The 12,706-nt window shown below is 72.5% G+C and carries 11 protein-coding genes; 7 read left to right on the top strand and 4 right to left on the bottom strand.

Annotated features, from left to right (window positions below):
• Positions 1 to 226: 226 nt before the first annotated feature.
• Entirely contained in the window at positions 227 to 874 is a 648-nt protein-coding gene (locus tag ACWY4P_RS40180; protein WP_456205577.1) for a DUF4360 domain-containing protein, read from the top strand.
• Between the two features lie 82 nt (positions 875 to 956).
• Positions 957 to 1,619 (top strand): DUF4360 domain-containing protein, encoded by a 663-nt coding sequence (locus ACWY4P_RS40175; protein WP_456205575.1) that lies wholly within the window; start codon positions 957 to 959, stop codon positions 1,617 to 1,619.
• A gap of 127 nt (positions 1,620 to 1,746) precedes the next feature.
• Here ACWY4P_RS40175 and ACWY4P_RS40170 read toward each other — a convergent pair whose 3' ends face one another.
• Positions 1,747 to 2,394 carry a uridine kinase gene (locus tag ACWY4P_RS40170; protein WP_456205573.1) on the bottom strand — a complete coding sequence of 216 codons (648 nt, stop codon included), beginning with the start codon at positions 2,392 to 2,394 and terminating at the stop codon, positions 1,747 to 1,749.
• A gap of 444 nt (positions 2,395 to 2,838) precedes the next feature.
• On the opposite strand from ACWY4P_RS40170, the gene ACWY4P_RS40165 reads away from it, so the two are divergent.
• On the top strand, positions 2,839 to 4,527 hold the full coding sequence (locus tag ACWY4P_RS40165; RefSeq protein WP_456205572.1) for a CDP-glycerol glycerophosphotransferase family protein: 1,689 nt from the start codon (positions 2,839 to 2,841) through the stop codon (positions 4,525 to 4,527).
• Positions 4,528 to 4,793: 266 nt separating this feature from the next.
• On the opposite strand, the gene ACWY4P_RS40160 is transcribed toward ACWY4P_RS40165, so the two are convergent.
• The gene (locus ACWY4P_RS40160; RefSeq protein ID WP_456205571.1) at positions 4,794 to 7,076 is read right to left on the bottom strand and encodes an NB-ARC domain-containing protein; all 2,283 of its coding nucleotides are present in this window, start codon (positions 7,074 to 7,076) and stop codon (positions 4,794 to 4,796) included.
• Positions 7,077 to 7,235: 159 nt separating this feature from the next.
• On the opposite strand from ACWY4P_RS40160, the gene ACWY4P_RS40155 reads away from it, so the two are divergent.
• Positions 7,236 to 7,778, top strand: coding sequence for a DUF1697 domain-containing protein (locus ACWY4P_RS40155; RefSeq protein WP_456205570.1), 543 nt, complete (start codon positions 7,236 to 7,238; stop codon positions 7,776 to 7,778).
• A 44-nt stretch (positions 7,779 to 7,822) separates the two neighbouring features.
• Here ACWY4P_RS40155 and ACWY4P_RS40150 read toward each other — a convergent pair whose 3' ends face one another.
• The gene (locus ACWY4P_RS40150; RefSeq protein ID WP_456205569.1) at positions 7,823 to 8,293 is read right to left on the bottom strand and encodes a type II toxin-antitoxin system PemK/MazF family toxin; all 471 of its coding nucleotides are present in this window, start codon (positions 8,291 to 8,293) and stop codon (positions 7,823 to 7,825) included.
• A 101-nt stretch (positions 8,294 to 8,394) separates the two neighbouring features.
• On the opposite strand from ACWY4P_RS40150, the gene ACWY4P_RS40145 reads away from it, so the two are divergent.
• Complete coding sequence (locus ACWY4P_RS40145; RefSeq protein WP_456205568.1) at positions 8,395 to 9,618, top strand: FUSC family protein; 1,224 nt, start codon at positions 8,395 to 8,397, stop codon at positions 9,616 to 9,618.
• 51 nt (positions 9,619 to 9,669) lie between these two features.
• Entirely contained in the window at positions 9,670 to 10,869 is a 1,200-nt protein-coding gene (locus tag ACWY4P_RS40140; RefSeq protein WP_456205567.1) for a DUF1266 domain-containing protein, read from the top strand.
• A gap of 27 nt (positions 10,870 to 10,896) precedes the next feature.
• Here ACWY4P_RS40140 and ACWY4P_RS40135 read toward each other — a convergent pair whose 3' ends face one another.
• Positions 10,897 to 11,457 carry a TetR/AcrR family transcriptional regulator gene (locus ACWY4P_RS40135; protein WP_456205566.1) on the bottom strand — a complete coding sequence of 187 codons (561 nt, stop codon included), beginning with the start codon at positions 11,455 to 11,457 and terminating at the stop codon, positions 10,897 to 10,899.
• Positions 11,458 to 11,596: 139 nt separating this feature from the next.
• Here ACWY4P_RS40135 and ACWY4P_RS40130 point away from each other — a divergent pair, with 139 nt between their 5' ends.
• Positions 11,597 to 12,652, top strand: coding sequence for an aldo/keto reductase (locus ACWY4P_RS40130; RefSeq protein WP_456205565.1), 1,056 nt, complete (start codon positions 11,597 to 11,599; stop codon positions 12,650 to 12,652).
• Positions 12,653 to 12,706: the final 54 nt, after the last annotated feature.

Raw genomic sequence — 12,706 nt, 5'->3', positions numbered from 1 at the left:
TTCTCGAAGGCTGAGCCGCTTTCCCCCCACAGCGGACAAGGCCCTTCCCGGAAATACCGTGAAGAACCGCGGACGACCGCATATGACCGCGGCCACTGCCGGACATCCGGACATCCAAACATCCGACGAAATCGCGCCGGGACGCGCACGTCGGCACGCTCCACACCGCGGGCTATACACCCCCCACGGTTCCAGCCACGCTTCATCGACGTTCGATGGGAGAACCATGTCTTTTGGCCTGCTCGCCGGCGGCGCGGTCGCGGCGTTATTCGCGTCGGGTATTTCCCCTCAGGGCGCGTCGGTCTCCGATGTGCCGACCCAGAAGATCCAGGTCAGCGTCAACACCGTGAACGGATCGGGCTGCCCCAAAGGGACCGCCGCCGTCGCCGTGTCCAGCGACAACACGGCCTTCACGGTGACCTACAGCGACTATCTCGCCCAGGTCGGCGCGGGCGCCGATCCGACCGACATCCGTAAGAACTGCCAGCTCAACCTGGGCGTCCACGTACCGCAGGGCTTCACGTACGCCATCGCCAGCGTCGACTACCGCGGCTACGCGCACCTGGAGAAGGGCGCGAAAGGCACCGAGAAGGCGAGTTATTACTTCCAGGGGTCGGCGGACACGACATCGCGGACCCATGACTTCAGCGGTCCGTACAGCGACAACTGGCAGACCGGCGACTCCACCGATTACAGCGCCCTGGTCTGGGCGCCCTGCGGCGTGGAGCGTAACTTCAACATCAACACCGAACTGCGGGTGAACGCGGGTACCTCGACGGCGGGCAGCACCAGCTTCATGGCCATGGACTCGACCGACGGCAGTTCCAACACGATTTACCACATCGCCTGGAAGGAATGTCCTTCCGTCCGGTAAGGCGCGAAACTCCACCAGCCAGGGCGGCGTCGGAGCCTGCCCGGCTTTCCGTCGTCGTCCACAGACGATCGAATGGAGAATCATGCCCGGTGCAATGTTCGCAGGCGGCGTGGCCGCGGCTTTGTTCGCCACGGCACTCGCCACCTCCCAGCCCGCGTCCGCACAATCGCCGTTCGAAACCGTGCCGCCCGACAAAATCGTGATCACGGTGGCGACGGTCAACGGTTCGGGCTGTCCGGCGGGAACCGCGGCCGTGGCCGTATCGCCCGACAACACGGCGTTCACCGTCACCTACAGCGACTATCTCGCCCAGGTGGGCAAGGGCGCCAAGCCGACCGACTTCAGGAAGAACTGCCAGCTCAACCTCGTCGTGCATGTGCCGCAGGGCTTCACGTACGCCATCGCCAGCGTCGACTACCGCGGCTACGCACACCTGGAGAGGGGCGCGTCCAGCGCCGAGAAGGCCTCGTACTACTTCCAGGGGTCTTCACAGACGGCGACGAAATCCCATGAGTTCGCCGGTCCGTACGACGACAACTGGCAGGCGACCGACGTCTCCGACATCGCCACCGTGGAATGGGCCCCCTGCGGTGCGCTGCGGAACTTCAACATAAACACCGAGCTGCGGGTCAACGCCGGCACCTCGGACACGACGAACACGACGAGTTTCATGACCATGGACTCGACCGACGGCAGCGTGAGCACCACCTACCACTTCGCGTGGAAGGAGTGCCCGCCGGCGTAGCCACCCCCCGCCGGACCCCGCACACCGGGCGCCGTGCGCCTCGTCCCGCCAAGGGGCGCGGCGCACGGCGTCGTCCCCTGCGGCCCCGCGTCCCCGCGTCCCCGTGTCCCCTGCGGTGCGCGGGGTCTCAGGCGCCCGGTCCGCTCCAGGCCGGATGGCGCGGGTCGTCCGCGCGGACCACCACATCCGCGGTCTCCGCGGGCCGCGCCTCCTCCTCGTAACGCGCGAAGGCGGGCAGCGTCCACTGTTCGTCCTCGTCCGTACGGCGGGCGAGGGCGGCCGGGGACAGCCGCAGATGCACCGACAGGTCGAACGGGAACCAGCGCCCCAGCAGCAGCGCGCCATGGAGCAGCAGCACCCCGCCCGGCGGCAGTTCGACATACGGGGAGCGGGTGGCCCGGTCGGTCACCGGGTCCCACAGATCGGGCAGCACCCGCCCCGTGCCGCGCGGCTCGGGCTCCAGCGGGTCGAAGACCTCGCGCCACAGGGCGCCCGTGTCCAGCCACATGTCGTAGTACGCGTCGGCGTCCCGCCGCCCGTACTCGTAGCGCAGCGAGGCCGCGCGCAGAAAGCCGCCCGCCGCGACCACCAGCGCCGGCCGCCCCCGCACCCGCAGCGACTCGGCCAGCCCGTGCGCCAGCTCCCCGGTGCGTGCCGCCGGGGCCCCGTCGACCGCCACCCTCAGCCAGGGGCCGCCGTCCGCCGCCGTCAGATCCGCGACGCGGTCGGCGAGCGCGCCGGTCAGCCGTTCCCAGGAGATCGCTTCGAGCCGCACAGCCCCCATCATGCAGGTACGGGGTGGGGCGCTTGCCTTACGGTGGGGTCTGCGGCAGATGGATGGGGTGAGTGAGGCATGGAAGGGGTTGTCGGGCGGCTTGCGAAACGGTATGGAGAGCATGGCCGCGAGCCGCGAGCCGCGAGCCGCGAGCCGCGAGCCGCGAGCCGCGAGCCGCGAGCCGCGAGCCGCGAGCCGCGAGCCGCGAGCCGCGAGCCGCGAGCCGCGAGCCGCGAGCCGCGAGCCGCGAGCCGCGAGCCGCGAGCCGCGAGCCGCGCTGAGGGGCTGACCGCGCCTCCGCCTGCCACCCCGCCCGCGCCGCCCTCCGCACCGTCGCCTCCCGCCACCCCCGCGCACGGCTGCCAGCCGCCGCCCCTCCGCACGCCCGTCGGCCCGGACGCCGCGCGCTGGACGACGTTCGACGGCGAGCGGACCCTGGTCGCGGTGGCCCGCACCGTCACCTCCACCGTCCGCGTCCTCGACGTCCTCGCCCCGATCCTGCGCGACGACCCTCGAGTCCACGTCGTCTTCGGCTACGACCCGACCTCCGCGTTCAGCGACGGGGTACCCGACCTCCTCCGCGCCCACGGCGCCCGCGTCATGCCCTGGGACCAGCTGGCCCGTATACCGTGCGACCTGATCGTGACGGCCACCGAGAACGCGGACCTGTCCGGCACCGACGCCCCCGTGCTCGTCCTCCCCCACGGCGTGGGGTTCCACAAGCTGGTCCCTGACGCGCGCGGCCCCCACGACCGCGTCTCCGGACTGGTGCCGGACGGTCTGCTGGACCGCGCTTGGCTGACGATCTCGCACCCGGACCAGGCCGACCAACTGGCCGCGCTGCACCCCGGGACCGTCGGCCGCACCCTCCTCGTCGGCGACCCCTGTTACGACGAACTCCTGTGCTCCCGCGATCTGCGCGCCCGCTACCGCGAGGCCCTGGGCGTCGCCGAAGGCCAGCGCCTGGTCATGCTCAGCTCCACCTGGCGCACCCAGTCGCTCCTCGGCCGCCAACCCGACCTGCCCGCCCGGCTGCTGGCCGAGCTGCCGCTGGACGAGTACCGGGTCGCGCTGATCACCCACCCCAACGTGGTGTCGGCGCACGGCTCCTGGGGGCTGCGCACCGACCAGACGTCGGCCCGCGAGGCGGGCCTGCTGCTGATCCCGCCGACCGCGGGCTGGCAGGCCACGCTCATCGCCGCGGATGTGCTGATCGGCGACCACGGCTCGGTCACCTTCTACGGCGCCGCGCTCGGGAAGCCCGTCATCCTGGCGGCCTTCGGGGACGAGTCGATGCCCGGGACGCCCATGGCCGAGCTGGGACGGATCGCGCCCCGGCTGACCGCGCGCGCGGGGAGCACGGGCAGCCCGGGCGGGCCGACAGGGCCGGGCAGGCCGAGCGGACAGGGCGAGCCCGGGCTGTACGAGCAGATCGAGCGCGCGATAGCCGACCACGACCCGGACCGGCTCGCCAAGATCGGCGCCGCGGCCTTCGCCGACCCGGGCCAGGCGCTGGCGCGGCTGCGCACCGGCCTGTACGCGCTGCTGCGGCTGCCGGAACCGGCCGCTCCGCCACCCCCGGTACGCGCCTTCGGCGATCCGCTCCCCGAGCGCCAAGAGGTGTCATCGGCGACGGTGATGACCACCGTGGACGGTGACACCGTGGCTGTACGCCGCTTCCCCGCGTCCGTCGCCGGGGCGCGGGACGAGGCGGCCGACCCCTCCGAAAGCGACGTCACCGACGTCACCGACGGTGTGTACCGCCACCTGAGCTGTCAGGACCGGGAGCGAGACCGCGGGCTGGTGGAGAGCGCGTCGGTCCTCACCCGCCACGAACCCGCCGCCACGCCGACCGCCGCCGTGCGCTGGGCCCGCGAGTCGCTGCGCCGCTACCCGGGCAGCCTGATGGCCGCCGCCGCGACGGCGCGGGGCGACTGCCTGGTCGCCCTGCGGGACGGCCGGGTCGCGGAGGCGTCGGCCACCGGCCCGGTCCGTGACCCGGGCCTGTTGGCCGCCGTGGTGTACGGACGCCTGCGTGCGGGCCGGCCGTTGGACGGCATCGTCACTCTGCGGGTGGGAGGGCGCGAGGAGGACGTCGCCCTGCGCGTCCGCCCCATGGGGGCGCACGGCTGACCGCGTGCGCCTCGTTCTCGCCGCCGTTCACCCCGGTTCGGCGGCGGCCGGGGCGCGCATATGGCCCCACCAGGCCGGCCACCGTCACCGCGCTGTACCTCCACCACCGGCACCAGCACCTCGCCGAGTGGATCAAGTCGGGCGAGCTGGGCGCCGGGGCCGCCGAGCGCGACTGCGCGCCCTCGGCGAGCCCGGAGGCCGGGGACGGGGCAAGGCGCCCCGCCGGCCGCTACCCGAGCGGGCTCGGTCGGGCTCGGTCGGGCCGGTCAGCCCTCGCTCCCCTCCGCCGCTTCCAGACGGGCCCGGAGTTCCGGTGCGCGGGGGCTGCCGCCCGCCTCGTGGATCTCGACCGCGCGACGCAGATGGCGCCGCAGCGCGTCCGTGTCACCCGCCCGTTCCGCGATGTCGGCCAGCGTCTCAAGGGCTTGGGCCTCGTAGTGCGTGGCCTCTTGGGCACGCAGCGCGCGGGCCGCTTCCGCCAGCGCCTGCACCGCCTCCGCGGTGTGTCCCAGGGCTTCGTACGCGGCCCCGATGGCGGCCTGGGCGCGCGCCGCCATGCGTACGTCGCCGAGCCCCCGCAGCCGCTCGTGCCCGTCGCGCAGGGTGGCGAGCCCGTCCTCGTGGCGCCCTGTCGCGCTCTGCGAGCAGCCCATGAAGTACAGCGCGATGGCGGCTCCGCGCTCGTCGCCCGCCTCGGCGCTCAGCGCGCGGGCGCTGTCGTACGCCTCGGCCGCGCGGGCCGGGTCGAGGCGGTCCCAGTAGCGTCCGCTGAACTCCCGTACCGAGCCGCGCAGCAGGATCAGCCGCCGGTCCTCGGGGGCGGCCGCCGCGGCCTCGTCGGCGCGCAGGACCGCGGTCTCCAGCTCCTGCCTGGCCCGTTCGAACTCGCCCAGGTCCATCAGCGGGCGCGACAGGAGGGCGCGCAGGCGCGCCTCGGCCGCCGGTTGGCCGTCCCGAGCGGCGGCCTCGGCGCCCAGCTCGCCCGACTCGATCCACTCGGCGAGGTGCCGGTGGTGGAGGTACAGCGCGGTGAGCGCCTCGGCGAGCTGCCAGGTCTGCCGGTCCATGCCGCCGTGCGCGGCCGCCGCGCGCAGCACGGCGAGGGCGTCGGCGCGTTCGGCCTCCAGCCAGGCCAGCGCCGCTTGTTTGCCGCCGCCCCCGGCCTGCCCGAACGGATCGGGGGCCGCCCGCCGCATCCGCTCCTCGTGGTCGGCGATCCGCAGCCGCCGCCCCATGATCGCCCGGTCGGCGAAGGCGGCCCCGGTCAGGTGATACTCCATCGCGCGCGCCAGGGCGGCATCCCGCTCGTCCGCGTCGGCGAGGTCGCGGGCGTGCAGCCGTACGAGGTCGTGGAAGCGGTAGCGGCCGTCCTCGCCGACGTCGAGCAGGGACGCCCGTTCCAGGGCGCCCAGCAGCGGGGCCGCGGCGGAGGCGGACAGGCCGCCGACGGCCGCGGCGCCGCCGGTGTCGAAGCTGCGGCCGGGGCTGGCGCCCAGCAGCCGGTACAGGCGGGCAGCGTCCCGCGGCAGGTCGCGGTAGGCGACGGTGAAGACGGCGGACACGGTGTGCTCCTCCCCGATGTGCGAATCGCCCATGCGCGAATCACCCGTGCGCGAATCGCCCATGCGCGAATCGCCCATGCGCGAGTCACCCACGCGCAGCCCGCTCAGGCCGGCCAGCCTGCGGTTCTCGTCGGCGAGTTCCGCCGCCAGCGCCGACAGCGTCAGCCGCCGGTGCACGGCCAGGCGGGCGGCGATCACGTACAGCGCCACGGGCAGCCCGCCGCACCACTCCACCACCCGCGCCGCGGCCTCCGGCTCGGCCCGTACGCGGTCCTCGCCGCACAGCCGCGCCAGCAGCCGCCTTCCGCTGTCGGCGCTCAGCGGCTCCACCGGCATCAGCCGGGCGCCGTCCCACACCAGCTCGCCGAGCCGGTCCCGGCTGGTGGCCAGGACGACGCTGCCGGGCGCGTTCGGGATCAGCGCCCGGACCTGGGCGGGCTGGCTCACCCCGTCGAGGACGACCACGATCCGCCGGTCGGCGCTGTGGCTGCGGTAGTGGGCGGTCAATTCGACCAGGTCGCCGGAGAGATACTCCTCGGCGACGCCGATGGAGCGCAGACAGTGGCGCAGCCCCTCGGAGACATCGCCGCCGGCCGCGCCCTCACGGCGCAGCCTGGCGAAGTCCACGTACAGGTGCCCGCCGGGGAAGCGGTCGCGGGTGCGCTCCACCCAGCGCCGTACGGTGGCCCGCTTGCCGACTCCGGGCAACCCGCTGAGCAGGGCGATCCGCGGTGACCCGACGTCCTCGGCAGACCCGACGCCCTCGGCGGACCCGGGGTCTCCCGGGCCGTCCGGCGTCAGCCAGCCGTCCAGCTCGGTGAGCTCGGCCGTGCGGTTCTCGAACGACGCCGTGCCCGCGGGCACCTGCCGCGGCACCCGCACCGGAGGCGGGGCGGGCGGCGCCTGGTAGTGGTAGTGCACGCCGCCGTGCAGCTGCCCGGCCTGCACGACGGGCCCGTGGACGGTCCCGGAGACCTCGTTTGCCACGGGTACCGGCCCGTCCCCCTGATCGCGTCCCCGGTCATCCGCCCCGCCGCCAGCGGCCCTTGACACCTCGTCGCCCCCTGATCGCTCCGCGTCCCGGAAACGTCACGCTACTGGACGCGAGCGTAGGATCCGCTCATCCCATCCGGAGGAGCCCTCGCCATGTCGTCCCAGATCGCGCTGTTGCGCGGCATCAATGTCAGCGGCCACAACAAGTTCCCGATGGCGCGGCAGCGCGAGCTGATGCGGGACCTGGGCTTCGAGAACGTCACCGTCCATCTGCAGACCGGAAACATCGTCTTCGCCGACCCCGGCACCCCGCCCGAGCGGACGGCCCGTACGATCGCCGACCGCATCACCGCCGACCTCGGGCTGACGGTGCCGGTGGTCGTCCGTACCCGCGACGAGCTCGCCGCCGCCGTCGAGGCCAACCCCTACCCCAAGGCCACGGCCGAGCCCAAGACGCTGCACGTGGTGTTCCTGTCCGCCGCCCCGGCCGACACGGCCCCGCTGGACGCCCTGGACCTGGCCTCGTACGCCCCGGACGAGTTCCGCCTGGCCGGCCGGGAGATCTATCTGCGCGTCCCGGACGGAGCCGGCCGTTCCAAGCTGGCGGAGAAGGTCACGCGGGCGCCCCTCGGCGTGACGATGACGGCCCGCAACTGGAACACGGTCACCAAGCTGCTGGCGCTGGCCGACGCCTGACCCGCCCCGCCCCGCCTCGCCCCGCCCGTGGGGCTCTCTCCCTCTCAGCTCCAGCCGTACCGCTGCCTCAGCCGGGCCACGACCCGGTCGAAGCGCGGCCGGTCCAGGGCGCAGGCCTCCCGGCGCATGCCCTCCGGGTGCACGCGCAGCACCCGGTCCAGGTCCACCCACGAGTCGCGCCCGGCCCGGTCCCATGGCCCGGCCCCGATGGCCACCCACTCGCGGTCGCCGTCGTGCCGCTTGCTCGACAGCTGTACGGCCAGCAGGGTCCCGCCGCGTTCCCGGGCGACGACGAGCACCGGCCGGTCCTTCCCGCGGCCGTCCATCTCCTCGTACGGCACCCAGGTCCAGACGATCTCCCCGGGGTCCGGGTCTCCGTCCGGGTCCGGCGCGTACTGCGTGCGCACCCGGCCGACCTGGCGCGGATGCGCCTCCACCGTGGCCGTGGGGCCCGTGCTGCCCGGCAGCGGGGCGGCGTCGCCGTGCTCGTTGAATGGCGTGATCACGGCCCACACGTTAGCCCGTCCGTGGTTTTGCGGGGCGTGTGAGGGTCCGCTCAGGTGGCAAGCCGTCGTAGTGATGCCTGTGTGACTTCTTATAGGGGAAGGGGCAGAACGTGCCAGATGTTCTTGACCCAGTGACGGACCTCGTCAAACGGCGGAAAGACCCGGTCGTCGTGCAGACGCTGCGTTCGACGGCCGCCGCGACCATCGCGTACGTCGTCGCCCTGAAGCTGAGCAGCGAACCGGCCCCGCTCACCGCCCCGCTCACCGCCCTGCTGGTGGTGCAGGTCACCCTCTACGCCACCATCACCACCGGCATCCGCCGCGTGAACTCCGTGGTCGTCGGCGTGATCATCGCGAGCGGGTTCAGCGCGCTGGTGGGGCTGACCTGGTGGAGCCTGGGGCTGATCATCCTGGTCGCACTGACCGTCGGCCATGTCGTACGGGTGAGCGAGTTCGTCGCCGAGGTGGCGATCAGCGCGATGCTGGTCCTCGGCGTGGCCCAGGTCGCGAACACGGCCTGGGACCGGGTGCTCGAGACGCTGATCGGTGCCGGGGTGGGCCTGGCCTTCAACCTCCTGTTCGCCCCGCCGGTGTGGGTCGAGACCGCCGGCGCGTCCATCGAGGACCTCGCCCGCCGCATGCGCCGGCTGCTGCTGCACATCGGCGAGGAGCTCGGCGGCCACACCCCAGTCGAACGCGCCGCCGCCCGGCTCCACGAGGCCCGCCGCCTCGACCAGGACATCGCCCAGGTGGACGCCGCCCTCCGGCAGGCGGAGGACAGTCTGCGGCTCAACCCCCGCGTCAAGGAGGGGCTGCTCTACCGCGTCGTGCTGCGCACGGGCCTGGACACCCTGGAGATCTGCATGGTCGTCCTGCGCGTCATGGCCCGCACCCTCACCGACCTCGCCAAGAAGCGGACCGACGAGCCCCTGTTCCCCGCCGCCGTGGCGACCGCCCTGGAGGACCTCTTCGTCCACCTCGCCTCGGCCGTCGAAAGCTTCGCGGTCCTGGTCACCACCCAGGTCAGCGCCAACGCCGAGGAGGCCGAGTCCCGGCTGGCCAGCGAGCTCGCCAAGGCCCACACGAGCCGCGACATCGTCGCCCACGCCCTCCTCGATCGCGTCCAGCAGCACCCGCGGCAGTGGCAGCTCCACGGCGCCCTGCTCGCCGAGATCGACCGGATCCTCGACGAGCTGGACATGGAGCAGCGCTCCATGCGTCTGATGGAAGAGCTCGACCGCAGCGCCCGCGAGCAGCGCGAGCGCTACCCCTTCCTGCACAAGATCCAGCGCTGGATCCGCGGGGGCCGCGCGAAGAGGCACGGCACGGCCTGACCGAACGGCCCCCCGAGAGTTGCCAGCAGCCCTGCGGATAGGGTCCTGACCATGGGGACGCCGATCATGGGAACAGCAGGTCCCGGACCCGCGTGGATACCGCCGACCGATGTCGAGCAGGCTCTGGTCGCGGCCAAGGCCCGCGGGGACTGGGACGGTTATCTGCGGGTGCTGCTGGGAGCCGACACCCTGGCGTACGCCCCGAAGGAGAAGGTCGACCGCAAGAAGCTGGTGACCCCGTGGCTGCCGCACCGGGGCCCGGACGGCGGCGAGTACTTCGCCGTCTACACCCGCGGCGAGCTGCTGCCGCGCCGCCCCGACGCCGTGGCCTGCTCGATCTCGCTCCCCCTGCCGCCCGAGGAGTGGTGGGGCGAGGAGCTGCGCGGCCTGCTGGTCAACCCCGGCACCCCCTCCGAGGCGTACTTCCCCGACGCCCGCCGCGAGCGCCGCCGCTGGAAGGCGCTGAAGAAGGGCGTGCCGCGCCGCGGCCACGACGACGACGCGCTGCTGACGAAGTACACCGGCCACCTGCACGGCCCCCTCGCCCACGGCCTCGCCTGCGGCACCCACCTGGCCGTGCACCGGCAGGTGCTGTGGAACGACATCGGCGACGTCTGCGTGGACTACCGCGACGACCGCGAGGTCCTGGCCGACTCCTGGGGCATCACCGACCGGCACGGCTGGCACCAGCAGATGACGTACCTCCTCCAGGGCCGGAACAGCCCGCCCCAGCCGGAATTCCTGCTCCGCCTCCGCCAGGCGACAGCCCGCGACCGCTGCGGCGCGCACACCGACCCCGAGATATGGCGGCAGGCGACCGTCGACTCGCTCCGCGAGCGCGGCACGGACGACGCCGAGATCGCGTCCGTCCTGGAGATACTCCAGCAGATCCTCCGCTACGAGGCCCGCTTCCGCGCGGACGGAATCCTGCCCCCCGACGGCTATGTGACCTCAGCCCTCGGCTACGACTACGGCCGCGCGGTCAACGTCGCCCGGTGGGGCCTGGGCGCCCGGTTCGCGGAGCAGCCCGAGGTCGAGCAGATGGTGACCCTCGCGGGCGAGCTGTGCCGGGAGCAGTACACCTCCTGGGCGGACTTCTCGGCGGGCTACATCCTGGGGCGGGCGCTGCGCTTCGACGAGGAGGCCTTCGGCCATATGTACACCTCCGCGCTCGCCCCGCACCGCATCCTCACCCAGGACCCCGCCGGCCCCTGGCGGAACATCCCCTTCCAGCTGCCGGACGCGGCCTGATCCGAGCGGACCGCTACGGCTCTCCGATCAGCTGGTCGCCGTCAATGCCGCGCGCGCGGTGGTGAGGATCTCCTCGGAGAGCGGGGAGCCGTTGGTGGCCCGGGCCAGGACGAGTGCGCCGAGCATGGTGCACAGCCGGGTGATGCCGTCCTGGTCCTCGGTGCTGAGCCACTCGGCGAAGTCACTCACTCCCTCGGTGTAGACGCGGTGGGCGTCACGATCGCCCAGCCCGCGTGCCATGTCGGTGACGAGTGCGGCGGTGGGGCACCCCTCTGCCATGTTGTCGCGGTGCTCTGTGGAGAGGTAGGTGTCGATCAACGTCTGCTGGGCGGCGTCGCGCTGCCCGGCGTGCTGCTCGAGTCCGGCGTCGCGGAGCTGGGTGAGCTCCTCGAACGCGTGCGTGGTGGCTTCGTCGATGAGCGCGTCCTTGGAAGCGAACTGCTTGTAGAAGCCTCCGTGAGTCAGGCCGCATGCCTTCATGAGGTCGACGACGCTGACGTGCGTGCCCTGCTCCCGGAACAGCCGGGAGGCGGTTTCCACGACCCGCCTGCGGTTCTCCTGTGCTTGCGCCTGCGATACGCGGCCCATCAGCCACCTCCCGTTTGGATGCCGGTCGACATCTATTCTATGCTCGACTTAGATTGCCATCGTAATCTAATTGGCGGCCGCCCACCTCGCCGTCGTTGCACCCTCGCCGTCGATGCACCCGCAGCACCCAGGAGACCTGATGCGTTACACGACCTTTGGACACCGGACAGGACTGCGCGTTTCCGAGTACGCACTCGGCACCGCGAACTTTGGCACCGGCTGGGGTGCCGGTGCGGAGCCGGACGAGGCGCGCCGCATGTTCGACAGGTTCGCCGAAGCCGGCGGAACCTTCCTCGACACGGCGGACAACTACCAGTTCGGCCAGTCGGAGGAGCTGGTGGGGAAGTTCGTCGCCGCCGAGCGGGACCACTTCGTCCTGGCCACCAAGTTCACCAACGGAGCCACTCCGCAGCCCGGTATTTCCAGGACGGGCAACAGCCGCAAGAACATGGTCGCCTCGCTGGAGGCGAGCCTGAAGCGCCTCGGCACCGACTACGTCGACCTGTACTGGGTCCATTTCCCCGACGGCCTCACCCCCATGGAGGAGATCCTGCGCGGGATCGACGACCTGGTGAGCTCCGGCAAGATCCTCCACGCCGCCCTGTCCAACTTCCCCGCCTGGCGGGTCTCCCGCGCCGCGACCCTCGCGGACCTGAAGAACTGGGCACCCGTCGCGGGCATCCAGATCGAGTACAGCCTGGTCGAGCGGACCGCCGACCGCGAGCTGCTGCCGATGGCAGAAGGCCTCGGGCTCGGCGCCGCTCTGTGGTCCCCGCTCGGCGGCGGTCTACTCACCGGCAAGTACCGCCGCGACACCAAGGGGCGGCTGACCGATCTGAAGGCCGTGATCCACACCGAGAGCACCGACCAGAAGACCGCCGTCGTCGACACCGTCCTGGCGATCGCACAGGAGAGCGGAGCAACGCCGGCCCAGGTGTCGGTGGCCTGGGTCCGTGAACGTGCCGCCCAGGCGTCGACCTCGTTCGTTCCGATCATCGGCCCGCGCGACCTCGCCCAGCTCGACAGCTACCTGGGCGCTCTTGATGTCCGGCTGACCCCTGACCAGTTCGCCCGTCTGTCCGACGTCAGCGCGGTGCCGCTCGGGGTTCCCCACGAGGCGATCGCCGGCAGCCGGGACACCGTCCAGGGAGGCGACGCGAGTCGGATCATCCTCCCGGCCGTACCGGTGGCCTGACACCCGAAGCACCACAGATAGGCGCGGACGACGTCCTGATCCAGATCCACGCCG

This window comes from Streptomyces sp. LZ34, assembly GCF_053890475.1.
The sequence above is the reverse complement of the archived record's forward strand: the minus strand, read 5'-3'. Positions and strand labels throughout refer to the sequence as shown.